Origin of the sequence: Paenibacillus sp. FSL R7-0179, from assembly GCF_038002265.1 — a bacterium.
Classification (GTDB): Bacteria; Bacillota; Bacilli; order Paenibacillales; family Paenibacillaceae; genus Paenibacillus_AQ.
The window spans coordinates 1513976-1539470 of record NZ_JBBOCC010000001.1 but is presented as its reverse complement, the minus strand read 5'-3'; the positions used below and the strand labels follow the sequence as shown (position 1 = coordinate 1539470).

At 55.6% G+C, this 25495-nt stretch carries 22 protein-coding genes; 2 read left to right on the top strand and 20 right to left on the bottom strand.

Translation table 11 applies throughout. The features are described 5' to 3' along the window. Window positions 1–54: 54 nt before the first annotated feature. Both MKX63_RS06755 and MKX63_RS06750 read left to right on the top strand, forming a co-directional pair. Complete coding sequence (locus MKX63_RS06755) at window positions 55–300, top strand: DUF2164 domain-containing protein (RefSeq protein ID WP_036690395.1); 246 nt, start codon at window positions 55–57, stop codon at window positions 298–300. A 42-nt stretch (window positions 301–342) separates the two neighbouring features. Next, complete coding sequence (locus MKX63_RS06750; protein WP_341016090.1) at window positions 343–891, top strand: GNAT family N-acetyltransferase; 549 nt, start codon at window positions 343–345, stop codon at window positions 889–891. Window positions 892–1334: 443 nt separating this feature from the next. On the opposite strand, the gene MKX63_RS06745 is transcribed toward MKX63_RS06750, so the two are convergent. The 20 genes from MKX63_RS06745 to MKX63_RS06650 form a co-directional block, all read right to left on the bottom strand. Beyond that, a complete protein-coding gene (locus MKX63_RS06745) occupies window positions 1335–1997 on the bottom strand; it encodes an MOSC domain-containing protein (protein WP_341016089.1) in 663 nt (220 codons plus the stop codon). Beyond that, the gene (locus MKX63_RS06740; RefSeq protein ID WP_341016088.1) at window positions 1987–2511 is read right to left on the bottom strand and encodes a GNAT family N-acetyltransferase; all 525 of its coding nucleotides are present in this window, start codon (window positions 2509–2511) and stop codon (window positions 1987–1989) included. The genes MKX63_RS06745 and MKX63_RS06740 overlap by 11 nt, the downstream gene beginning before the upstream one ends. A 61-nt stretch (window positions 2512–2572) precedes the next feature. After that, window positions 2573–3784, bottom strand: a complete 1212-nt coding sequence (locus MKX63_RS06735; RefSeq protein ID WP_341016086.1) for an MFS transporter — start codon at window positions 3782–3784, stop codon at window positions 2573–2575. A gap of 541 nt (window positions 3785–4325) precedes the next feature. Continuing rightward, entirely contained in the window at window positions 4326–5153 is an 828-nt protein-coding gene (locus tag MKX63_RS06730) for a formate/nitrite transporter family protein (RefSeq protein ID WP_341016084.1), read from the bottom strand. A gap of 300 nt (window positions 5154–5453) precedes the next feature. Further along, a complete protein-coding gene (locus tag MKX63_RS06725) occupies window positions 5454–6818 on the bottom strand; it encodes an FAD-dependent oxidoreductase (RefSeq protein WP_341016083.1) in 1365 nt (454 codons plus the stop codon). Window positions 6819–7377: 559 nt separating this feature from the next. Further along, a complete protein-coding gene (locus MKX63_RS06720) occupies window positions 7378–9012 on the bottom strand; it encodes a formate--tetrahydrofolate ligase (RefSeq protein WP_341016082.1) in 1635 nt (544 codons plus the stop codon). A gap of 164 nt (window positions 9013–9176) precedes the next feature. Further along, window positions 9177–9653, bottom strand: a complete 477-nt coding sequence (locus MKX63_RS06715) for a glutathione peroxidase (RefSeq protein ID WP_341016081.1) — start codon at window positions 9651–9653, stop codon at window positions 9177–9179. Window positions 9654–9737: 84 nt separating this feature from the next. Next, window positions 9738–10760, bottom strand: a complete 1023-nt coding sequence (locus tag MKX63_RS06710) for an LLM class flavin-dependent oxidoreductase (RefSeq protein ID WP_341016080.1) — start codon at window positions 10758–10760, stop codon at window positions 9738–9740. Between the two features lie 334 nt (window positions 10761–11094). After that, a complete protein-coding gene (locus MKX63_RS06705) occupies window positions 11095–11433 on the bottom strand; it encodes a DUF3243 domain-containing protein (RefSeq protein ID WP_341016079.1) in 339 nt (112 codons plus the stop codon). Between the two features lie 402 nt (window positions 11434–11835). Further along, entirely contained in the window at window positions 11836–12669 is an 834-nt protein-coding gene (locus MKX63_RS06700; protein WP_341016078.1) for a M15 family metallopeptidase, read from the bottom strand. Between the two features lie 244 nt (window positions 12670–12913). Next, the gene (locus MKX63_RS06695) at window positions 12914–14770 is read right to left on the bottom strand and encodes a DEAD/DEAH box helicase (protein WP_341016077.1); all 1857 of its coding nucleotides are present in this window, start codon (window positions 14768–14770) and stop codon (window positions 12914–12916) included. 342 nt (window positions 14771–15112) lie between these two features. Beyond that, window positions 15113–16783 carry an ABC1 kinase family protein gene (locus MKX63_RS06690; protein ID WP_341016076.1) on the bottom strand — a complete coding sequence of 557 codons (1671 nt, stop codon included), beginning with the start codon at window positions 16781–16783 and terminating at the stop codon, window positions 15113–15115. Further along, window positions 16784–17131 (bottom strand): phasin family protein, encoded by a 348-nt coding sequence (locus tag MKX63_RS06685; protein ID WP_341016074.1) that lies wholly within the window; start codon window positions 17129–17131, stop codon window positions 16784–16786. Between the two features lie 117 nt (window positions 17132–17248). Then, a complete protein-coding gene (locus MKX63_RS06680; protein WP_340751203.1) occupies window positions 17249–17881 on the bottom strand; it encodes a ThuA domain-containing protein in 633 nt (210 codons plus the stop codon). A gap of 60 nt (window positions 17882–17941) precedes the next feature. Continuing rightward, on the bottom strand, window positions 17942–18754 hold the full coding sequence (locus MKX63_RS06675) for a uroporphyrinogen-III synthase (RefSeq protein WP_341016072.1): 813 nt from the start codon (window positions 18752–18754) through the stop codon (window positions 17942–17944). 128 nt (window positions 18755–18882) lie between these two features. Next, on the bottom strand, window positions 18883–20874 hold the full coding sequence (locus tag MKX63_RS06670) for a methyl-accepting chemotaxis protein (protein WP_341016070.1): 1992 nt from the start codon (window positions 20872–20874) through the stop codon (window positions 18883–18885). A 240-nt stretch (window positions 20875–21114) separates the two neighbouring features. Then, on the bottom strand, window positions 21115–21516 hold the full coding sequence (locus MKX63_RS06665) for a Fur family transcriptional regulator (RefSeq protein WP_036692190.1): 402 nt from the start codon (window positions 21514–21516) through the stop codon (window positions 21115–21117). Window positions 21517–21653: 137 nt separating this feature from the next. Continuing rightward, the gene (locus MKX63_RS06660; RefSeq protein ID WP_341016069.1) at window positions 21654–22775 is read right to left on the bottom strand and encodes a GerAB/ArcD/ProY family transporter; all 1122 of its coding nucleotides are present in this window, start codon (window positions 22773–22775) and stop codon (window positions 21654–21656) included. A 13-nt stretch (window positions 22776–22788) separates the two neighbouring features. Then, complete coding sequence (locus MKX63_RS06655) at window positions 22789–23967, bottom strand: Ger(x)C family spore germination protein (protein WP_341016068.1); 1179 nt, start codon at window positions 23965–23967, stop codon at window positions 22789–22791. Then, window positions 23964–25481, bottom strand: coding sequence for a spore germination protein (locus MKX63_RS06650; protein WP_341016067.1), 1518 nt, complete (start codon window positions 25479–25481; stop codon window positions 23964–23966). The genes MKX63_RS06655 and MKX63_RS06650 overlap by 4 nt, the downstream gene beginning before the upstream one ends. Window positions 25482–25495: the final 14 nt, after the last annotated feature.

The window sequence follows — 25495 nt, the reverse complement described above, 5'->3', positions numbered from 1 at the left end:
CGGCGATGGAGTAGCATGATAAATATAGGAATATTACGCTAAAGGGGGATGCTTATGCAGCCGGTAAAACTGCCTAAAGAGCAGCGGGAGATGATTACGGAGAATATCCGTGCCTACTTCGAGGCGGAGCGCGGGGAAACGATCGGCCACCTGGCCGCAGACAATCTGTTGGAGTTCTTCCTGAAGGAGCTGGGGCCGGCGATCTATAACGGGGCGCTTAGTGACTGCCGCACGCTTGCCCTCCAGCGCATGCAGGCCCTCGAGGAAGACATCTACGCCTTGGAGTGGCAGAAGCGTTAGTTCAGCGAAGCTTATATCTCACAACGCATAGGGGGCAGCCGCATGTTTAATTATGTCATAGATGAAGAGCTGAAGCTGAAGCTGCTCATGCCGGAGCATGCCCGTCAGATGTTCGCCCTGGTGGAACGCTCCCGCCACCGGCTCAGGCAGTGGCTGCCTTGGGTGGATGGCGTGACCGAGCAGGCTCATCTTACCACGTTCATCAAGAACTCTGTGAAGCAGGGCATTGATAACGGCGGCTTCACCGCCGGACTATGGGTCCGGGAGGAACTCGCCGGAATTATCGGCTATCACGAGATTGACTGGCATAACCGCTCGGTCGGCATCGGCTACTGGCTGGGCGAAGGCTATGAGGGACAAGGCTATATGACCAGCGCCTGCCGGGTCTTTGTTGATTACGCCCTGCTGGAGCTTGAGCTGAACCGCATCGAGATCCGTTGCGCTACAGGTAACCTGGCCAGCCGAGCGATCCCGCAGCGGCTGGGTTTCATCTTCGAAGGGGTTATCCGCCAGGCCGAGAAGCTGCCTGCCGGTTATGTGAACCACGCAGTGTACGGCCTGCTGCGCAGCGAATGGAAGCTGCTGGGCTGAACGGAGATTCCGGCCCATGCCCTGCGGGGCAGCGAAGCCGTCCTGTCAAGGGACGGCTTCGTTTCTGCTATCACGGACATGTATAAGGCAGAGCAACAAGAACAGCTATAGAGCATAAAAGGCAAGCTGTGCGCTAACCGGAAGTAGTTGGATTTTGTGCACTTGCTGAAGAACGATTTGCCTGGGTGCGAACAATAGTTGGATAATCAACACTTAAGTGAACACATTTCGTCTAACAGAGCTCAAACTAACTATTTTAGTTGCTCTTTTTCCACTTGTTTTCGGTTATTTGCCAGAAGTAGGCGAGTTAAGATACGTTTTTCCACTTATTTACTTGAAAGGCGGGTTGAGGGCGGCGGAGCGGCAGAGTGGCATGTGCAGGTGTGGAGTGGAGAGGGACGAATGCCCCAGTTCCCACCCCGTACCGCTTCCCCTTCACCACCCTAGCTCTCCGCCGCATCCAGCCAGCCCCGGAACCGCTCCCGGAGGCCAGCTGCAAGGCTCTCCAGTCCGGCGAGCTCCGCGAGTCCGGTGTGATCCTTGCGCCCGTGCTCCATCGAGTACAGGACCTGTCTCACCGGGATACGGCCTGCTCCGCTCGCAAGCTTCACAATCCGGTCCCCGGCTGCCAGGCTGCCTTCACGCAGCACGCGGAGGTAGAAGCCGCTGTAGCCGGTAGACAGCACCTGGGCCGGCATATCTGCCGGTCCATGCTTTTGCGTAAGCTTGAAGCACGGGAAGCGCGGCTGGCTCACCTCCAGCAGGGCTGTACCGATCTCGAAGATATCCCCGATACATACCTCGGTCTCCAGCAATCCGCGCGCCGTGATATTCTCGCCGAAGGCGGAAGACTCCAGCTTCCGGCCAAGCCGCTCCTCCCAATGGGCATAATGCTCCACCGGATAGACGCAGACTGCCTTGTCAGGGCCTCCATGGTTGACCAGATCCGCTTGCCCGTCCCCGGTGAACCCATTCGCCCGAAGTGCAAGCGGCCCGGCAACCGGCAGCTTGTAGATTCCGGTGTCCAGCGGCTTGCCGCGGTAGTCCACCGTCTTCGGCTTGCCTACATTCAGCGAGACAACTTGCATCTTCAGTTCAGTCTCCATCCCCTTCTCCTCCCGTCAGCCAGCAGCTCATGAATACTTCATCTACATAACGTCCGCTTAAGTAGAATTCCTCCCGCAGCCGTCCCTCTTCCTCGAACCCGCATTTGCGGTAGAACTGCAGCGCCGGTGTATTGCAGGACAGCACACGCAGCCGCAGCTTGCGGATGCCGTGCTTCGCGGCATGGCGCTTGATCTCTGCGATCAGCCGCGTGCCTACACCCAGCCGCTGAAAGTGCGGGTGCACCGCGATATTCACCTCGCATACATGTCGGTTGCTCTCCATCCCGCTGGGACAGCCGAAGCCGACATAACCGCATAGCTCCCCGTCCTGTAAGGCCACCAGCTGGGAGCCGGGCGGCGCATGCAGCAGATAGTCCTCCCGCGAGCGCCACATCAGCGGACCCGGGGTTGTATTCTCTGTCCAGATCATATTATCCAGCACGATCAGCTCACGGGCATCCCTGATTTCGGAGGGCCGGATCAGCAGCGCAGCATCTCTGTTAATTGGTTGCATTATTTATACACCCCTTGCCTTACTAAGCATATAGTAAAAGGTTTAGTTCCAGCGTGAACGATTATGCAGTCCTGCGCTCAGGCAGAACGGCTGCACGGTTCATATAGGCGTGCAACGCGAAGAACCCAACGGACAGCACAGCCATGCCGCAAGCGAGCCAGCCGGTTGGCGCAAGACCGCCCCTGTCGAACTGAATGCCCATCAGATATGGCCCGATGACACGGCCGATTGCGCCGATTCCGCCGCTAAGTCCGAGATAGAACGGTGCGCTGCGCTGGGCATGCTCCGAGATGAAGGAAGGCATCGCTGGAGAGATCAGCATCTCCCCGAGGGTAGCCAGCACCATGCCCAGCAGCATCCCCGGATAGCTTGGCATCATTAGAATTACAGCATACCCGCTCAGGTAAAAGACGGCGCTTGCTGTCATCTGCGCGGTTGACGTCTGCGCGAACCCGCGCTTGATCAGGCTGACCAGCGGCTGCGCCGCGAAGATCAGTACGCCGTTCAGCGTCCAGAGGAAGCCGTATAGCTGCTTCGACCAGCCTTCCGAGATAATGAACGGCGAGACTCCGCTGTTCCAGATCGAATTGCCGATCAGCAGGAACATTGAACCCAGCGCCATGAACAGATAGATGCGTATATGGCCGAGAAGTCTCCAGCCGGACACTTCATTCTGCGGCTGTTTTTTAACGGCTTGGCCCTGAGCCGGTGCCGCTCCTACCTTGCGCAGATAGACGAAGAAGAATCCGGCAAATACGGCCGAGGTGACCCCGTTGAGCACAAAGCTCAGCATATAATTGCCCAGGAAGCCGCTCAGCGAAGTTCCCAGGGCTACCCCTATATTATTGGCAACATAGATGATATTGAACAGCTCTGCGCGCTGCTCTGCGAACCGGAAGCCGATAAAGGCCTGAATGGCCGGGAGGGAGAGGGAGTTGAACAATCCCATCAGCCCCATCACGATAATGAATACGCTCCAGCTTCCGCTCGCCCACGGAAGGGCAAACAGCGTCAGAGCATTCATGGCCAGAGCGCCGACAATCAGGCGGTTGACCCCTACCTTATGGTAGAGCGAACCGCCCAGCAGCTGACCGGCAATCCCGCCAAGCGACTGCACCAGCAGAACGATTCCCGCGTCCTTCATACTGCGTCCCAGTTCATCGAATACATACATTGTAACCAGCGGCCACATCAGCGCACTGCCGGTAGCATTAATAAGACTGGCAATCAAGAATACTTTAATTTCCTTCGGATAGGCCTGCATAAATCTCATATCTTGTCTGTCATCCCCTGTAACATAGCTGTCATTAATCCATCCAGTATCATCCCAACACAGGGGGCAGGGCAAGTATTCGCGTTAATGCTGTATCGCGGCAAACCAGGGAATTATTCTATTGAAAATCAATTCCGTCTTCACCGCCGCCAGCGATATTAATATTCTATAACCCGCTCTTTCTCACGTAAACAAAAATACCTTGCCGGCACTGATTCGTTCCCCGGAACCCGGGGTAATGATCCATATGAAACACTCCCTATTTTATTCACCGTGAGATCCGATTTCGTTCCCCCGAATCGGATTGCACGGTGAATTTTGTTTAAATATAAGAATTTATAAGTCTTACTCTATAAATTATCCTTTTAAAAGGACGGCAAAGCCGTTTCCACTTGTGTCGGGAGAATGATTCTGTTATATTCACGCAAAAACACTCCCTGTCTCTGCGAATCCCTTGAAGCAGGGTACCGAGAAGCAGGAAGTGCTTAGGCCAAGCTATGTTACAATCCGGCGATATACACCGGGTCAGGTCCGATAATGATTAAGCGTGTTTCTTCAAGCCAGCAGCAGGGACGCCTGCAGCCGAGTTCACTGCTCCCGGCTCCTTGCGCAGATAGGCCATCCAGTACGCAGCAGCCACGAAGATCGCGCCGCCCGTCAGATTGCCCAGCCAGACCGGAACGAAGTTGGCCGCATACTGGCCCCAGGTGAAATGTCCTTCGAAGATTGCAGCAGGGATAAGGAACATGTTAGCTACAACGTGCTGGAAGCCGATGGCCACAAACGCCATGGTCGGGAACCAGATACCGAGGATTTTGCCGCTGAAATTGTCAGCCCCGTACGACAGCCATACCGCCAGCGCGACGAGCCAGTTACAGCCGATCCCGGAGATAAAAGCCTGCAGGAACGTAGCATCGATCTTATGCTCCGCCATGCTTACCAGCTTCTCCAGATACACACCATCTGATGTAAGGCCAACGATGTGACCGAAGAAGTACGCGACGAACAAGGCACCGGCCAGGTTGCTGAGCGTGATCAGCACCAGATTCTTCATCACTTCCCAGAACGAGATCTTCTTCGCAATGAATGCCAGCGGCACCGCCATCATATTGCCTGTCAGCAGTTCCCCTCCGGCAAGCAGCACCAGAATGAGTCCAACCGGGAACACCGCAGCCCCGATGAAGTTAGCAATGGACCCCCACTCGGCAGGTGCACCGGCAATGACACGAATATCCAGCAAAAATCCGAGCGCGATAAACGCTCCTCCCAGAAAACCGAGAATGAGTACAGTGCTAAGCGGATTGTGTGCCTTCTTGACTCCGTTCTCTACCGTAACTTCAGCGATTCCCTGCGGTTTGTTATAAGCCATGATTCCTATCCCCTTCTAATTACTTAAAATTTGTTCCTTTATGCCATTGTAACGTGATCCTAATCACATTTACGTGATAAAAATCACTATCCGAAAAACCAAGTGAAAGTTTTCACTGACATGTCAAATTTACCATAAAAGCTGGCGGCATGGTATATTTTTTCATCCCCGAGCTACTATTGCAGAACAAAATGCCTGCGGCATCCCCTTCGTGATCGGTTTTTCGACCACATCCGGCCCACACGCCTCTGCCGTACCCAAAAAAAGAGCCCTAAGCGGGCTCCGGCAAAATGTTAGCTTTTATACATGTACAGGTTCTTTGACTGGAGCCGGTTTCGGCAGAGCCTGAAGGCCTGCGGTGTTCAGGAAGTTCCAAGGCTTGTTGTAATGCGGCTGGAAGAAGAAGTCGATGAAGGCCAGCTGGTCAACGGTCATCTTATTCTGGATGCAGACCGATACGGTATTGATCGACTGCGTCAGATCCATCTTGGACATAATCTGCGCGCCCAGTATGCGGCGGGTGGCACGGTCAAAGACCACTTTTACCTGAACCTGCTCGAAGGTCGGCATGAACTCCGGACGGTAGTTGTCGATCAGCATCACACTCTCCGTATCCATTCCCTCGGCTGCAGCCGCCTCTTCCGTCAGTCCGGTTCCGGCAATATTGTCCTCATAGATCTTGATGCCCGATGTTCCTTGCGTACCCATGTAAGGGATCGTATTCGAGACCAGATTGCGGGCGACCAGCGTTCCCATGCGCACTGCGTTGGTGGCCAGCGGGATATACGCGTGTTTACCAGTAGGATTGTAATGAATCGCGCAGCTGTCACCGGCAGCATAGACATCCGGCAGGCTGGTCTGCATATAATCGTTCACCATAATCGCGCCGTTCGGCAGCATATCCACTTGACCCTTCAGCAGGTCAGTATTCGGACGGAAGCCAATGCAGAGAATCACCAGATCCGTCTCATGCTCACCCTTGCTCGTAATCACCTTGGTCACTCTGCCGTTCTCCCCTGCGAAGGAGGCGACCTTCTCGCCCAGCGCCAGCTTAATGCCGTGATCCTCAAGCGACTGCTGGATCGGTGCGGTGAACTCTTCATCGAGATATTTGCTCAGGATGCGGTCTTCCCCATCAATCAGCGTAACTTCCTTGCCGTTCATCTGAAAAGCTTCCACCAGCTCGACCCCGATATATCCGGCACCGACCACAGTAATTCTATTCACCTTCTGCGCTTCTTCGATAATGGTGTTGGAGTGATTGTAGTTTTTCGAGAGCAGGATGCCCTCCATGTCTATTCCTTCGAGCTTAGGCACGATCGGCCATGAGCCGGTTGTCATAATTAGTTTGTCATAAGTATCTTCCATTTCCTCGCCGGTCACGAGGTTGCGGGCTTTCAGCGTCCGGCGGGCGGTGTCAATGTTGATTACCTCATGGCGCATCTTCGTCTGCACACCCAGCGCAGCCAGCTGTTCCGGGGAGGAATAGAATAGTCCCTGCGGGTCCTTGACCACACCGCCAACGTATAAGGCAATGCCGCAAGACAGGAATGAGATATTATCGTTTCGCTCGTACACCGTTATTTGTGCATCCGGGTATAACTGTGCGGTATTTACTATGGCGGCCGTTCCGGCGTGGGTACATCCAATGACTGCTACTTTCATGATTTCTTCCTCCTCCAAGTTGAAAAGCTTATTTAGTAGGGCTTGTGTTTACATTTGTGATTGTTTTCACTTTATACATTGATTATATTGTGATATTTATCACATTACAAGTAGTTTTGTGATTTTTATCACAATGTTCACAATTTTAAATTTTAATAACTTTGGAGTTTCACCCCGTTATCCACTCCACTAGTACCGCCGATGCGCTCTTCAACCTTGGCTTAGTTTCCCCCGGAGGAGGGGCATTATGTCTGCCAGGAGCTGGAAACCGCAGGAGAGAGCTTGACTGAGGTGGCGAATCCCGGTCCCATTGTGATCGGTTTTTCGATTACATTCGGCTTACGCGACGCTCCCCGTCCATTTGTGATCGGTTTTTCGATTACATTTGGCCTATGCGGCGCTCCCGGTCCAATTGTGATCGTTTTTTCGCATACATTTGGTCCATGTGCCTGCGACATCTCCCATTGTGATTGGTTTTCCGCATACAAAATAGCCTCACCCTCCGCAGCATACCTGCGGTAAAGTGAGGCCACACTAGAACTATTAGCTCAGGGATGCCTTATTCCAGACCGGAAATTACGCCATCCTCATCCACCAGTATTCCTTCTGCCGCCGGCTTGGCGGGGAGGCCCGGCATCGTGACCATGTTGCCGGTGATCACTACAGCGAATCCCGCCCCGAGGGACAGGGTGATGTCCCGGACGCCCATGGTGAAGCCTTCCGGGGCTCCGAGCAGCCGGGGCTGATCCGAGAAGGAATACGGGGTTTTGGCCATGCAGACTTGAAGATGGTGCAGGCCCAGCCGGTCAATAATAGCTAGACTGCGCTTAGCGGCCGGAGAGAAGGCTACTCCAGCTCCACGGTAGATCTCCGTGACAATGCGGTTAATTTTGGACGGAATATCCAGATGGTCGTCATATAGCGGTGCGTACTGCACAGGCTCCTCCTGGTCCAGCAGCTTCAGCAGCTCCTTCGCCAGCTCCTGTCCGCCCGCGCTTCCCTCCGCCCATACCTTGGATACCGCAGCAGGTACACCCAGCCGCCTGCAAGCCTCCAGCACCTCATTCACTTCAGCAGGGGCATCCCCTTCAAAATGATTCAGCGCCACCAGCACAGGCACGCCGAACTTGCGCAGATTCTCAATATGCCGCTCCATATTGGACAAGCCGGAGAGCAGCGCCGGCCGGTTGCCCTCATACAGCTCTTCCTTGCGGACACCGCCGTTGTATTTGAGCGACTTCACCGTAACCACCAGGACAGCCGCAGCAGGAGCAAGCCCCGCCTGGCGGCATTTGATGTCCATGAATTTCTCCGCGCCCAGGTCCGCGCCGAAGCCTGCCTCGGTCACCACCACATCGCCCAGCTTCAGCGCGTAGCGGGTTCCGATCACACTGCTGCAGCCGTGGGCAATATTGGCGAACGGGCCGCCATGCACAATGACCGGGGTTCCTTCCAGCGTCTGCACCAGATTCGGCTTCACCGCCTCCTTCAACAGCGCAGTCATCGCCTCCACAGCTCCAATTGCCTGGGCGGTTACCGGTTGTCCTGCATGGTCATACCCGACCAGAATACGGCTAAGCCGCTGCTTCAGATCCGTAAGGTCGCTGCACAGGCAGAGCACGGCCATAATCTCCGAGGCTGTTGTAATCTGAAAACCGCTCTCCCGCACAGTTCCGTTGCCGTCACCAATGCCGGTCACAATATTCCGCAGGCTGCGGTCATTCATATCCATAACGCGTTTCCAGACGATCCGCTGCGGATCAAGCCCCAGGCTGTTGCCCTGGAACATATGATTGTCGATCATCGCCGAGAGCAGGTTATGCGCCGCTGTTACAGCATGGATATCCCCGGTGAAATGCAGGTTGATCTCATCTGCCGGAACGATCTGCGCCTTGCCGCCCCCGGTCGCTCCGCCCTTCATCCCAAGACACGGACCAAGCGAAGGCTCACGCAGCGCTGCTACCGTGCGTACACCCGCTGCATTCATCGCCTGGGCGAGCCCGATCGTCGTCAGCGTCTTGCCTTCACCTGCCGGTGTAGGATTCATTGCGGTAACCAGAACCAGCTTGCCGTCCGGTTTGTGCTTCAGCTCTGCCCAGAGCGAGGGCGCCAGCTTGCTTTTATATTTGCCGTACAGTTCCAGATGCTCTTCCTTAATCCCCGCTGCCGATGCTACCTCTGTAATTAACCTCATGCCTGTATGTAACCCTCCTGCCGTTATTATCCTGCATCCTTGCTTCCTGTAAGCCATTCATGGTGTCACGCGAAACATGTCTCTTCAAAGGATACAGTGTCTCTGAAAAGATTCAAGGATAATTTTCATAAAGGGTGCCTCCAGAGCGGTTAATTTCAGCCTCATTACAGCAGGGATTCGATAAGCGCCTTCATACTCTCCGGTGATTCCTTCGGCTCGACACGGGCCACTACATTGCCGCTGCGGTCCACCAGGAACTTCGTGAAGTTCCACTGGATATCACTGCTCTCACCGTCACCCGGCTGTTGGCCCTTCAAATATTGAAACAGCAGACTCGCCTCCGGACCATTCACATCGACCTTGGCGAACACCGGGAACGTGACTCCATAGTTAATTTGGCAAAAGGACTCCGCTTCCTCGCTTGTGCCCGGTTCCTGACCCCCGAACTGGTTGCACGGAAAGCCCAGCACTACCAGCCCCTGGTCCCCGTAATGCTCGTGCAGCTTCTGCAAATCTCCGTATTGCGGGGTCAGTCCGCACTTGCTGGCCGTATTGGCGATCAGCAGCACCTTGCCCTCATAGTCCTTAAACGGCACTTCAGTACCCGAAGGCTTCACTCCGGAAAAACTATAAATTGACATTTCTGCTTCGCTTCCTTTCGGCTATATAATTCACCTCTTTATTTTACCCTATTCGCAGCCAAAACCAAATTCCGGCGGGGATGGCTACGCCCTGCGTTCCAGCCCGCAGGCTTCGGCGATGAGCCGGATGGATTGCAGCTTGTCCGCGAAGTCATGGATATGCGAAGAAATCATCAGTTCCCCGCAGCGGTACTCTTCAGCCAGCAGCTGAAGCTGCTCCCTGACTTCAGCAGGCGAGCCTATGACCATCCGCTTCCGGTTATCTGTAATGGTGAAGCGGTCGTACGGGGTATATGTATAGTTCAGCGCAGTCTCTACGGACGGAGTCGGGGAAGAGATGTGTTCTCTCTCCAGGCTGACTAGCGAGAGATCCATACTGGCAGCCAGCCGGTCTGCCCCCGCCGATGTCTCCGCACAGACGGCGAACACCGCAAGCAGCGACTTCGGCGTTGCAGCAGCCACGGACGGCGTGAAGCTGTCCTGGTACTCATGCACCGCGCCTGCTCCTCCATTCCGGGCAATGAACCGGGCGAAGGCATACCCGGTTCCCAGCCGGGCCGAGAGCGCCGCACTCTCCCGGCCTGAGCCCAGCAGCCAGACCTCCGGCGCTGAATCCACCGCAGGTGTTGCCCGTAATCCGGCATACCGCTGCGGGGAGGCTCCGCCCTCAGATTCATAGAGATAGGCCACCAGCTCCTGAATCTGCTGCTCGTACCGGTCAACGTCGTCAATAGTGACACGGGTATCCTGCAGTGCTTTGGCGGCCAGAGCACCGCCGCCTGCCGCCCTCCCTATCCCAAGGTCGATCCGCCCGGGATAGAGCGCCTCCAGGACACGGAAATTCTCAGCGACCTTGAATGCACTGTAATGCGGGAGCAGCACTGCTCCCGAGCCGATGCGGATCGCTGAGGTCACCGCAGCAAGATGCGCCATCAGCACTTCAGGGCTGGAGCCGGCGAGGCCCGGCGCAGCATGATGCTCCGCGACCCAGAAACGGTGATAGCCGAGCCGCTCCGCCTCGCGGGCCAGCAGCGCCGTCTGCCGGAGCGCTTCGGCCGGAGTGCTTCCCTCCGGCACCGGGGATTGATCGAGAATGCTTAATTTCATATGAGAGCAGCTCCAATGGGTTGGATTTTCGAGGCTTCAGCATACCGTACATCCTATACTAACTATACCCGTACCGTTGTAATTCACAAACGGAAGACTATAATCCGCCCAAACAAACGCACGGGCTGAAGATACAGTTCAGCCACAGACAGATGTGTCAAAGGTTACTTGCACAGGAAACAGGCGGCTCTTCAAGGATCACGGAGCCGCCTGTTTAATTTTCACTAGGAAGGAATGCATCAACGCTGTTCATGTTCCTTTTTCAGGGAGCCATGTTACCCGATGCTGTTGGTGATACTGGTAGTGCTCCTGTTGCTTACCGGCGCTGCCTCTTTTACTGTTGCACCATCTTCACCAGCATATGCGCCAGACGGTGGCGCTCCTCCTTGTTGCCGGCCTTCCACAATTCCAGCAGCAGCTTCTCTTCACTATTGCGGGGCTCCTCATACGCTGCCAGGTAACCGGCGATTTTCTCGGCGGCCAGTGCCAGCTGTTCGTCGCTGAGACCGATTTTTTGCGCAAGTTGAATGCGCTTTCCTAAATACGCCTTGAAGTGCTCGAAGTTGTCCAGAATCATCTCCTTCTGCCCCGGATCGATCCGGTCGAGCGCCTCCGTTACCCGTTTCATGGTCACACTGCCGTCCTTACTCACCACATGATTATGTTCAGACATCAAGAAACGCCTCCCATTTCATAGTGTGCGGTTTCCCACTACTTAACCAGCGTTCCCGGGGGTGAACCACCGTTCACGAACGAGTCTCCGCCCGCTTCAGCAGCATGCAAGGCATGCAAGTGGATAAACGTATCTTATTTTCCCGGTTTCAGCGGATTGTCAGGAAGCAAGTGGATAAACAGCATCTAATTGGTGGCGTTTGACTACTTTTGCTGAATATTGATTAATTAAGTGCTCATTATCCAACTGCTGCCGGAGGATAGCTCAATCGCGCCGCAGCAGCTGGATGAAATCCACTTATTTCCTGAATGGAAGGACAGAAACTGCTGAACGAGAGCCACCGCCTGCCCAGACACACAAACGGCCCCGCAGATTGCGGGACCGCCTGATTATAGTGCGGGTTTAATTCGACACCGGGACGGCGTCATAATATTCTTCGAGTGTAATCCCTCTTTCGGCGATAGAAGCGGCTATCTCCTTGCCTACATAACGGACATGCCAAGGCTCGTATTTGTACCCGGTAATGGCCTCCTTGCCCTCAAGGAACCGGATGATATAGCCGTATTCAGCGGCATGGGCGGCAAGCCACTCTGCTTCCTTCGTCCCTGCAAAGCAGCTCTCGGCTGCACATTTGCCGTCTCTGCCGGACAGGTCAATGGCCAGTCCCGTCTGATGCTCGCTGTGTCCCGGCATGGCACTGTAGGTGCGGGCCTTCTCTTCACCGTCTCTGGCGACATAGTTATTGAACAGCCTTTTCTGGGTCGATTCCGAACGGTAGCCGGATACACCGGCCAGATAGACCCCGTCCGCCTTCGCCCCTGCGAACATCTCCTCCAGCGCCGTAGCCGCTTCACGCCGCAGCATGCGCTTCTCAATCTTTTCCGAGAAAATAAAAGGAACATCCGGGTAGACCAGATCGGAAGGCTTATATTTATCAGGCAGGCTGTACTGCTTATTGACCATGACCGCGATGCTCTCGGGCTCGGCTACGACCATCTCCGCAGCGTTGTTCCCGGAAGTACCATTGCCTGAAGCGCCAGGAGCGGGCTGATCCGTAGGCTCCGGCACTGCCGAAGCTTCAGGCGCTGCATCCGGCCCCTCGGCTCCCAGATCTGTACCTGTGTTTATATTGGTCCCGTTCTCCGGGGAAGCGGAGGGGGCTGTATACTTCCCTATTCCCCAGCCGACCGCAATGACGACGATGAGCAGAATGACAATTTTGGCGGTTTTGGACATACTGTGTAATCCTCCTAAACGTTGTGTACCCTCGCACTCTTGAATGCGGCAGAACCCCGCCTGATCCAAAAGTGCAGGTTACATTCTATATCTCTCTATACTTGTACCCGAATGTTTCCCACGGTATCTATTAGACAGGCCCGATAGCCAAAAGGTTTCAGTAAATAAATATTACCATAGAATCATTGGCTGTTACGCCAACGGCCCTATGGTAACAAGGATTAGCTATGCATGTAAAGCGCCTTTATCTGGAGGAGCCGCGTCCGCCGCGTGAACCGCCGCCGGAGCCGCCGCTGCTGCGTCCGCCTGAGCTGAAGCCGCCTTTACCGCCCTTGGAGCTGCCTCGTGAGCCGCCCTTGGGAGCGGAGGCGTTATAGCCCCCGGCATCGTTGCTGCGCGCTACATGCGCCCGGAATTTCGGGCTCGACTTCGCGCCGCCGGGATTATATCCGGCACCGGAGCCGGCACCCTTCGAAGCGCCGTAGCTGAAGCCCCCGGCTTCCGCGCCCCGCGATACGTTGGTGCTGTAGCCGCTGCTCGGCCCGCCCTGGGAGGCGTTGCCTCTCGCGGCTCCGCCCCGCGTAGCGCCGCCCTTGCCGCCGCGCACGCCGGCGGCACCCGCACCTGCACCCGCAGCATAGCCGCTGGCTGCTGCGCTGTCGCCGCCGCTGGCGAAGGCGCCGTAGCCGCCGCCAGGTCTCGGCTTCTTCGCCGCGCCTTGCCCGGCGGAGTCGCCCTTCGGCGCCGCAGCCGCGCTGTACGCGCTGCGCTTGCCGCCTCCGGCCGCGTCCTTCCGGCTGCGGCCGCCGCCTTCCGCAGGCGCGCCCCAGCCGCCTGCGTCCTTGCCGCTGCGTCCGCGCCCGCCCGGACGCCCTGCGGCTTCGCCGCGCGGCGCACCGCCGCTGCGGCCCTGCCCGCGGCCGCCACGGCCGGCGCGCGCCGCTTCAGGCGCAGCGCTCTGCCGCCCGCGCGGCGAGCCGCCGCCTTGGACCGAGGTGAATTCGCCTACGCCGAATTCATCCTTCTCGTACCGGCGGCGGTCCAGCCGCTGGGAGATGCCGTGCTCGATCAGTGCGAGCCCGTCGCGCTCGCGCGGCGAAGCGAACGTGATCGCGAGGCCTTTGCCTCCGGCGCGGCCCGTGCGGCCAATCCGGTGAATATAACTGTCCGCATCCAGCGGAAGATCATAGTTGAAGATATGGGTGACCCCTTCAACGTCCAGGCCGCGTGCCGCCACATCCGTAGCCACCAGCAATTGCAGCTTGGCGTCACGGAACCGCTTCATGACAGCTTCGCGCTTGCCCTGCGACAGATCGCCATGCAGCTCGTCGCTTTCATAACCGGCCGCCTGCAGCGCCTCGTTCAGCTTGATGGCCCGGCGCTTCGTGCGGCAGAAGATGATCGCCAGATAAGGGCGGTCGCGCTCGATCAGGGAGATCAGTGCCTCTTCCTTATTGCGGTCCGAGCATTCCACCACCTGCTGGCGGATATTGTCCAGAGGGATCGGCGAGCCGCTCTTAATAATGACATCCAGCGGCTCCTTCATATAGTTTGCTGCCAGCCGCTTGATCGGGTCCGGCATCGTCGCAGAGAACAGCATCGTCTGACGGCGGTAAGGCACCGCCGTGATGATCGTCTCCACATCCTCCAGGAAGCCCATATGCAGCATCTGGTCCGCTTCATCCAGCACCAGCATCTTCACGCCGCTGAGGTCCAGGGTCTCCCGGCGCAGGTGATCCAGCAGCCGTCCCGGCGTACCGATGATCAGATGTCTGCCGCCTTCCAGCTTACGCAGCTGCTTCTCCACATCCTGGCCGCCGTAGACCGCCAGAATCTTCACGCCTGTATGACGGGCTAGCTTACGCGCCTCTTCGGTAATCTGCAGCGCCAGCTCACGCGTCGGCGCAAGAATCAGCGCCTGCGGATAAGCGGCCTCGACCCGGATCTTGTCCATAATCGGCAGCAGAAAAGCCAGCGTCTTCCCCGTTCCAGTCTTCGCCCGCGCAATGACATCCAGACCCTGCACCAGCGGCGGAATCGCCTCTTCCTGCACCGGCGTCGGCTTCACGATACCCTGCCCCTTGAGCAGATCGATCAGCACTTCTGATACTCCTAAATCTTTAAAACCCGGCAATTGCTCCACCTCACTAATTTCCCTAAATTTTCATTCCATCCTGTCAGTCCATAACTTATATTCACATTCTTATCGTTTCAAAACAAAGCGGAAGCACCCCGTCACCGGAGCCCTTCCGTCCCATGGGCCCGCAAGGCAGCGGTCGAACGTTCGGTTATACGGCGCAGCAGCGATCCACCGGACGTTCAGACGGCACTCCATTTGCGTTCCATTACACTTTAATTGTGGCAAGTTATCTTAATATTGTACTTGATTGTGCAGCCTTTGTGTGCATCCGGCAAAGAATAATTATTTATCCGGCTCTTCCGGCTAGAATCTGCCCGATTTGAAGATGGAGAACAGCAGCCACAGAATCATCAGCAGAGCGATAACCGAACCGATCTCGACAATCGGAAAGTCCCAGAGCAGCGACGGCTCGCCGCGCAGGGAGGAGGCGACAATCAGTCCGGCCATGATAATGCTGAAGGCCAGCAGCACGATACTGAAGGAGAGGCGGTTGCCGATCCGGCTGAACTTATGCTCCAGGTCCTGCAGCTCGGGTACCCCGATCTCTACCTTCAGCTTCCCCTTGCTGATCAGCGAGGAGAGCTGCCGGGCCTGGGCGGGAAGCTCAACCAGACTCTCGGCAAGATCAGCTACTCCGCCCAGCAGCTTGCGCTGCAGGCGGCTTCCGCTGAAGCGCTGCTTGATCAGTTGCCTGCCGAACGGCTCGGCCATCTGCATAATGCTGAAGGCCGGGTCCAGGCTGGCAACCATGCCCTCCAGGGTCAGCATTGTCTTGCCCAGCAGCGCCAGATCCGGCGGAATGATCAGCCGGTGCTTGCGGGCAATGCTGAACAGATCATTCAGCGCCTTGCCGATGCTGACCTGCTTGAACGGGATATCATAATACTGCTCGCGCAGCCGGTCCATATCCTCGTGCAGCGCCATCCGGTCAGCCTCCTCCGGAATCACTCCCAGACGCAGAATGGCCCGTACCATCGAGTCCGTATTCTTCCGCATGAGTGCAATCACCAGCGCGGACAGGCCATCCTTCATATCCTCGCTAAGCCGCCCGACCATTCCAAAGTCGATCAGAGCCAGCTTTCCGTCCTCCAGCACCATGACATTGCCCGGATGCGGGTCGGCGTGAAAGAAGCCATGAATAAAAATCTGGTTCAGCATCATCTCCACAAACTGCTGGGCAATGGTCTTAAGCTTCATGCCCGAATTCACCAGCTCGTCCTTGCGGTTCAGTGTAATCCCTTCCATATACTCCATGGTCAGAACCCTGGTGGAGCTGAAGTCCCAGTAGATGGCCGGAATATATATGTTATCATGAGCGGACACCTGCCCGGATATACGTTCGGCATTGCGCCCTTCCTGGGCGTAATCCAGCTCCGCCATCAGAGCCCGTGAGAATTCCTCGACCATCCGGGCTAACCCGTATTGCCTGGCCCAATCCATCTTGCGCTCGGCGAGCTGGCTTAGATCCGATAGAATCTCAAGATCCCTGCTCATCGTCCGCATGACGCCTGGACGTTGTATTTTGACCGCTACACTCTGCCCGCCATGCAGCACAGCCCGGTGCACCTGGCCGATGGAGGCGGCAGCGAGCGGATTGTTCTCGAAATATTCGAAGACCGCATCAATGGGCTGATCCAGCTCCTGCTGCAGAATATTGCGGGCCGTCTCGGCTGAGAACGGCGGCACATTGTCCTGCAGCTTCACCAGCTCCTGAATAATCGCATCAGGCAGCAGATCGGAGCGCGTACTGGCAAGCTGGCCCAATTTGACGAAGGTCGGCCCCAGCTCCTCCAGCACCCTGCGGACCCGTTCAGCAAGGGTCACACTTTCATGAACCTCCTGTGTGATGATCCGGCGGGGAAGCGACAGAAGATGGTAGAGGCCCAGTTCCTCCACCATATAGCCGAAGCCATGACGCATAAGCGCCATGGCGATTGCCCGGTAACGTCCGGCATGCCTTATGCGGACAGCCATTTATTCCGTACGCTGTTCCGGCACGGTGGTCTCCTGGGGTGACTTGCCTTCCAGCTCGGCAACACGGCCCTCAAGCTGGGCAATGCGCGACTCCAGCCTAGTGATATCCTCCTGCACAGGTACCTTAAGCTCCTTCAGTACCCGCTGAACCTGCTCCTGCACGGCAGACTTGAACGCACCCCGTTCTTCATCTCCGCGCTCTACCAGCCGGTCCACCAGAGCCTTGGATTCCGACGGGGCCAGCTCGCCCCGCTTCACAAGCTCGTCTACGACCTTTTCAACCTTTTCCTTGCTGACAATGGTGAGGCCTACGCCTAATGAGATAGCTTTCTTCAACAGATCACTCATGGTACTTCCCTCCCAAAGATTGCAGTTATGGATAAAGTATACCCCTTCGCCCGCCATTTCACAAAATAACCCCACAAAAGTGGGGCTTAGCTTCGGGTATTGCCGATTATTGGCTGATTATCTGGGGATACGCGCCGCCCAGGTGGCTGCCCGCAGAATCAGCTGGCGGATAGCCGGATGCCGGAATGACGGCTCATGATGGCCGGGCATCAGATAGACCACCCGCCCGAGGCCATAGCTGTGGCACCAGGCCGCAGGCAGCATCTCCCCGTCCGCCTCGTATTCGAGCAGAATCTGCTTCTCGGTGAACGGATCGAACTCGAACCGGTACGGCTCTTCATCGAGCTGGAAGTCTTCGATGCCTTCGGTAATATCATGCTCCTGTACCTTGAACTGAAGCGGAGTATAGGCCGGGTGGCCGGTGAATCTGGCACCGATCAGCTGGGCCAGCTCATATCGCTTCGCCAGGGATACCCCGGTGTGCAGGACGATCAGACCGCCTCCTCCGCTGACATAACTCAGCAGACCTGCAGTCTGCTGTGGAGATACGGTTTCATTCCACAATTCATTATATGCGATGCACAGATCATATCCGGACAAATGCTCGCTCAGCATCAGCTTCTTGTTCTCCGAGCATTGCACGGTCAGAAGCTCATTCAGAATTTCACTGACCTGCTTGTCCACACCCTGCAACGGGTGAAACCGGGGGTGTGTGTAATCGCCTAACAACAGGCATTTTCTCTTATCCATAGGTCTCCTCCTCCATATCTCTCTGTATTTGTAGTTGTAGTTGTAATTGAACTTCCGCTGCTAGCGGGTAGCTGCAATATAGCGGCCCAGGGTAACAAACATGCTGCCCATCCGCTCGTGCTCCGGCATGACGATCCGCTTCACGCCCTCTTCCTTCAGGGCCTCCGAGGTCATACGGCCGACAGATACCGCCAGTACCTTGTCTTCAAAAGCCTGCACCAGCTCCGCAAGCCGCCCCTGCTCCCTCGCATGCTGTGCCAGAAAGCGGAATTGCGGCGCACTTGTGAATGCCACCGCATCCACCTGCCCTTCGGTGATCTCTGTAAGCAGCAGCTCCAGCGCTCCAGGCTCCGGCTGAGTATACCGGTAAGGCTGCACACAGCTTACAGCTGCGCCTGCCTGCTCCAGCCATCCGACCAGCTGCGGGGCGGTCTCCCCGTGCAGCTGAAGCATGACGCGCTTGCCCTGCAGATCATATTCCTGCAGGCCGCGAATCAGTCCGGCAGAGCTGCCGTCATCGTCACGCACGACCGGCTCAAGCCCGCGCTTCTTCAGGGCATTCACTGTCTTATAGCCACGGGCAGCAACAGGCGAGCCAGAGAGAACCTCCAGGAAGCGGTCCGCAAGCGCAAGCTTCGCAGCCGTCTCGAACAATGCGTCCAGCCCCATACCGGTAGTCAGAATAGCCAGATCCGGCGGCTGCTCCGTCCAGGCAATCAGCCCCTCACGCAGAGCGGCATCATCCAGAAAGGTAGTCCCTTGAGCGGGACGGTGCAGCGCGGTTCCTCCCATATTCTCTACCAGCTTAGCCATATCTTCCGCTTTACGCGGACCGGCCAGGGCTACGGTAATGCCCTTCAATTGCTCTGCCATGAACGCTTCTCCCCTTCATCACCCCGTATTGTTGCTTATCAGTATACTTGCAAAGTGAGGTAAAAGAAAAGAGGGATGAAGCTGTATTTGTAGTTAAAAGTAATTCTCACACGTACAAATTGGAGACTCTACTGATTACCCGGTTGCAGCTTGAAGCGTCCGACCAGCTGCTGCAATTCATCGGCTTGGCGGCTCAGGTCGGCTGAGGAAGAGGCGATCTCTTCCACCGAGGCAAGCTGCTGCTGGGCTGCTGCCGAGATCGTCTCGGTACTGCCTGCCGCAGCCTCGGTGATGCCGCGGATCTCGCTAATGGCTTGGTCCAGACTGTCTGCTTCTGCGCTCAGGGTCTGAACGCCTTCGTTCATCCCGCTTATAGTCTCTGCGGCCCCTTTAATTGCCCTGCGGATGCGCGAGAACGAACGCCCCGTTGTATCCACAGCCATAATGCCGTCCATTACCTTGCTCTTCGCCTCCTCCATGGATGCCGTAGCACGGATCATCTCTGCATGGATAGAGGCAACCTGTTCGGAGATCAGGCTTGCCGACTTCCCGGATTCTTCCGCCAGCTTGCGGACCTCCGAGGCTACCACAGCGAATCCGCGCCCCTGTTCACCGGCTCTGGCCGCTTCTATGGACGCATTCAGCGCCAGCAGGTTCGTCTGCCGCGAGATTCCCGAGATCACACCGGTAATCCCCTGGATCTGTCCGACCCGCTCACTCAGCTGATCGATGACGGTACCCATCTCCTCCACGGTCTCATGAATACCGTTGATTTTGTCGACTACGCTGATGACCGAATCATTGCCCTCCGAAGCCGACAGCGAGGTCTTGTCCATCATTCCCGACACCTGCTTCATGAACTCCGAGATATGGGCTACCTCGGATGTGGTGGCAGCTGTGCTTGCCATCCCTTTATGTACACTGCCCACCTGCTGCTGTGTGCCGGCAGCCACCTCCTGGATGGCCACTGTAACATGCTCTATAGCTTTGGTCGTCTGCTCTGCCCCGGCGCTCAGCTGCTCGGCGGAGAAAGAGACCTTATCCGTCATGGTCTGTACCCCGATAATCATCTGCCGCAGATTATCCACCATCTGGCGGAAATTCACAGCCAGCAGGCCGATCTCATCTCCCCTGAAGTCCCCGATATCCTGCGACAGGTCGCCGCCGGCAATCCGCTCGGTTGCCTTGCGCAGGCGGATCAGCGGCTTCAGAATCGACGCGATATTGAAATAGACCAGCACCAGCGCCAGCAGCACGGATATAGGGAGGACCAGCCAGACCGTCTCACGGATATCGCCGGTTGCCTGCGTAATCTCATTCAGGCTGATGGTGCCCCCGATTCTCCAGCCCGTCAGCTCATTCACCATGAAGGTCATCTTCTTGGGTGCATCCTTATATACATAATCGAAGCTTCCGCCCTCGCTCCCGAACATTTGCTTCACGAACTCAAGCGAGGATTCCACGCCAATTGCTTCTGTGGGATGAACCAGGAATTTCTTGCTGCTGTCGATAATCAGAATGTAGCCCTCCTGTCCGACCTTGATTTTCGTCATATCGGCAAGGGAAGACAGATTCAGATCAAGGCTGACTACGCCGTTTCCGCCCGCCAGTACCGATGATACCGCAATGGCGCTCTCCCCCTTCACCGTCTGAAATACCGGGGAGATCACTGTACCGCTGCCTTGCTTAAGCGCATTGATATATGTATTTTCCTTGCGGGGATCATAGCCTTCCGGCAGCTCCAGCTCTGCGGCACGGATGCTCTTGCCTTTGCTGGTTCCGGCATAAATATCAAGCACATCGGGATGCAGCGCCGCGTACTCCCTTAATCTGCTCTCCAGCTCAGGGGCGGTCAGACCAGCCGCCTCGTTATTAATGGAATCTGCCGGAAGCTGTGCGGCAAAATAGAGGATATCATCTATTTTCGACTGAATATTGGAATTTATGATCTGATTCACTGCCATTACACTTTCCTGGGCATTAGTAGTAAGCTGCTCCTCCATGGTGCTGCTGGCCGATTGATAGGTTAACCAGCCTATAATGATGCTCGGTACCAGCAAGACAAGCAAATAGGTAGTAATCAGCTTCGTACGGATGTTCAGACGCACCTTTTTATTCATATGATGGACTCACTCTCTCTTTCTCTCTTTCTTCATGGGTCTTAAGATGGATCATGGCGGCAGGCTTTATATATAATTAAATATCAGCCCCCGAAACCCTCTTTTTCCCCGTATTTAATGATAATTTCCCTATGTTTATTGATAATTTTTATAGAAGCACAGTAAAAAGACCGTTCCAATGAAAACGGTCTTTTGTTATATTCCGTTACTATGCGGACCCTCGCAGCTCATACAAATGTCCTAGTTCTGGCGTGAATTCCTGCTCTGGCAAGCCGGGCAGATCCCCCCGAATACCACATGTGTATGAGTGATCGAATATCCCGTATCCGCCGCTACCGAATCGCTCCACTCCTGCGGGACCTGGCTCATTACTTCATCCACAGCACCGCAGATTTCACAGACGATATGCTGGTGGTCGTCCAGACGGGCGTCATAGCGGCTGGCCGCCTCGCCCAGCTTCAGCTCGCGGATCATCTGCTTATCTGTAAGATAGCGCAGGGAATTGTAGACCGTTCCATAGGCCAGGTTATGCCCCTGCTCGACCAGCCGGTTCATGACTTCGGCAGCGGTAGGGTGATCGTGGGAATTGCGGACGATATCGTATACGGCTTGACGCTGAGAGGTAAGGTTCAAGGTTCTCATCTTTATCATCCTCTAATTTGTTTTTAGATCAAGTATAAGTCCTGATGCCAGAAGCGTCAATGCGGCAGACCCCAAGACCTGTCCAATGCGATGTACGTTCAGCCCGGAAGCACTCGCTCCTATCACAGCTTCGCTTACTAACTGGCCTTAGGCTGCTGTCTGCCCTTCTTCTTCATCTTTCTGTTGCGGATAGAGCCCACGATCCATAGCAGCAGTGGCAGCAGGATGAAGAGGACAGGAAGGTTGAACGGCACAGCCACCAGCTTGGGAAAGAGAATCGAGCTATCCACAAAGTTGCGCGGCAACATGGAGAGCACCAGTGCTATGGGAGCCGCGATAAAGATGACAATGCGCCAACGCTTGATGCCGAACCATTGCGCACTTCCGTATGAGGCTGCAAACAAATACAGTGATATTTTAATGAAAATCCCCATAATCCAAATTGCTATAACAATGGCATCTAAATTCTGCAGGAAGCCAAAGGAGACGAAGCGCACCAGATTAAGAAACGGATAGCTTTGTCTGGACGCGGTTGAATGGCTGAAGATTGCAATACACTGCATTGCAGACAGCATCGTGAAAAGTCCGGCCACCACTGAGCCGATCACCGCCCCTTTCATGCCATCACGCGGATGAGCAAGAAAGGGGAGGACCATCATGAGCAGAATGTTGTCTCCCAGAAATGACGCGGTTGGCAGCGCCCCCTGCACCAGCACTGACAAGCTGTTATCAGCCAGAACCGGCAGCAGGTTATTGACTTGGATCTGTGAAATATTGAGCAGCAGCGGCACCATAATACCAAGCAGGATGAGCGGTCCCAGCACCTCACTGCATCTTGCCAGCACCTCGATGCCGGCGAAGGATACATACGCCGCTATAATGAGCATGCCGATAATGGGGACGATAACCGGTGTCAGCTGAAGAATCGTCCCAATCATGAAATCCCCATATTGCCGCAAAATAATCGCCAGCACAATGATCCAATACACGACATACAGCAAAATAACGATATGCCCCAGAATCTTGCCCAAGATTTTCGGCGCGTAGGTAATCAGGGATTCACCTGGATACATTAAGCTGATACGGGTCAGCACGTAGGCCAGACCTGTCGAGAACAGCGTGGACAGCAATATGGATATCCAGGCGTCCTGCTTGGCGATGGCAATGGTAGGATTGATGGTGAGCAGAATGGTCATGCCAATCTGCATGGTGGAAATCAGCCAAAACACCTGATTGCCGCTGATTTTCTCCTTGCTCATGAAGGCTGCTCCTCTAATTGGATTGTTGGGTGTTGAACATGCCGGGTCGCAGAATGGAGGCCTTGGCTTGTACCGCAAACTTGATTGTCGGGAAAATAGTGTCCCATTCCTTCTCGTGTTTCTTCCACAGCTGCGGATATTTCCGGTGGAACGCACCTGCAATATTGAAAATATCGGCTTTATATTTGTTCCGTGCCTCATCCACTGCCAGATGAATACGCTCTTCTATATTATGCTCAAGCTGCTTCTCAATACTGCTCAAGCTGGCAGCGCTTTGAGCGATATTAATCCCCGTTGTGTTTTGAATCAGTTGATTTTTGCATGAGACATGAATCGTAACGGACCATTCGCCGTTTGTATAGACGGGTTCAAGGAAGGTGCGATTTCGCAGCAATTGAACGGACAAAGTACCCTCTGAATGCTCCGGACGTATCGTTATGATCGCATTATCCATTTTATCAACGGCCCACAGAATGCCCCGCGATACACGGTTGTTGGCTACACCGATTAACCTGCCTTTATACAGGATTGCCGTTCCATCAATATAGCCGATGCCCTTGGTCTGGTCGTTCTGATGAGGGGTCTGCAGTATATCCACCCAGGGCAGCAGGGCAGTCTTACTCTCGTCCTCCAGCATCTCCATCAAATGGGCCATGGTCGAGCTGATGCTTGTTTTGTTGAGAGCCATCTCGCGCAGAACCTCAGACGTATTACGCTCCAGCACGGAGTGCTTCTCCAAAATCTCCCTCGCCCTTCCTTTGCTGACGAAGATAAAGGAGCGCTCGCGCGGTTCTGTATCCCGCATAAGGTAGTCCAGCTCATTCTTCACTCCTTGCTTCGTCTTGTCTTCGCCAAATATATATACCGCGGTGTGCCCCCAGAATATCCTGCGTGAGAACTTCGTCTGCAGCTGGGCGAGCGCATCGGCAATATTGGAGCCGGAGGCTGTCTGAACAAAGGTCGTGCCTATTCCCCCTGTAGCCTCCCCGCTGCTCTGATCGCCCTGCGAGGAGTCTTGAGGAATAAAGATTTGAACACTAACCTCAATAAGGTCATCATCACGCTGGTCAATGGCCAGACCTGTGACAAGCGCCAGGTCGTTCACCTCCTTGCGGTCCCAGCAGCCTCCGAGCAGGGGGGCCAATACCAGGGCAGCCAGCACAGCTGAAGTAAGTCGCGTGCGCCGGCTCATGGGGAAGATCCTTCCTCTCCTGGCCGGGGACGGTCGAAGGAGGACTGCCGGATTGTTTTTCGGCGTCCGGTTAAGCTCGGCCGCTTGCGGTTACTCCAGATGGGCCCGCGCATGAGCGTATCCAGCATTTCACTCCATTTCATCGGCGCAAGGGGCTGCAGATAGGGTACGCCAAGCGAACGGATGCTGCACAGATGAATAATGATGGCGATGACGCCAAGCATCAGGCCTAGAAGACCGAACATCCCCGACAAGAACATAATGGGAAAACGTAACAGCCGAATGGCAATACCAGCGCTGTATTGCGGCAGCAGAAAGGAGGCGATACCGGTAATCGCCACAACCATAACCATTGGGGAGGATACGAGCCCTGCTGAGGTGGCAGCCTGCCCGATGACCAGCGCGCCGACGATGCTGACTGCGGACCCCACCTGCTTAGGCAGGCGTACACCGGCTTCACGCAGCGCCTCGAAGGAGATCTCCATCAGCAGCGCCTCGATCAGTGCGGGGAACGGAATATTCTCCCTTGATTTCGCAATGCTAAGCAGCAGCGAAGGGGGCACCATCTCCTGATGGAATGTCAGCACCGCCACATACAGCGAGGGCAGCAGCAGCGAAGTGAACAGGAACAGAAATCTCAGCCAGCGGATGAAGGTGCTGATGATGAAGCGCTGATAATAGTCCTCCGGCGATTGCAGCATGGAGAAAAAGGTCGTTGGTGCAATGAGGCAGAAGGGTGTGCCGTCCACCATAATGCCGATTCTCCCCTCCAGCAGGGCAGCGCTGACCACATCGGGACGTTCGGTGACTTGAATCTGCGGAAATGGCGAATACGGGTGGTCTTCAATCAGACCCTCGATATAGCCGCTTTCCAGCACGCCGTCGATGTCAATTTTCTCAATGCGGGTTCTGACCTCCTCCACCAGCGAATGATTGGCCACGCCTTCGATATGGGCAATGATGACTGTCGTCTTCGTGTAACGGCCGACCTGAATCGGAGTTAGCTTCAGCGAAGGATCTTTAATTTTGCGGCGCAGCATGGAGGTGTTGACCCCCAGCGTCTCCGTGAAGCCTTCACGCGGCCCGCGAATGATGGATTCTGCTGCAGGCTCCTCGATGCTGCGCTGTTGCCAGCCAGGCAAGCAGAAAGCAATGCCGAACGGCAGCTGATCGACGAGCAGTGCGACGCTTCCATTAGAAATATAGTGCAGCAGATCGTTGAAGCTGGTAGCGATGACAACCTGGCTGGTAGTGACGACTGAGCATATATAGGCAAAATCAACCTTGGCCGAATTAGCCTGGGGCTCCAGCAGCGGGGCCAGAACATGCAGATCCAGAAGGGATTGGTTAACCATTCCGTCAATATACATCAGGAAGGCGTCTGCCTGGCCGGCGAGCGGGAAGGTTCTGGTTTTGACATCTGAGGAATCACTGTATATTTTTTTGATAATGTCCATATTATCTGCCAGCCTAGGGCTGAAGGGCATATCCCGGTACTCTAGCACACCCGCCATTTGAATGCTCCTTA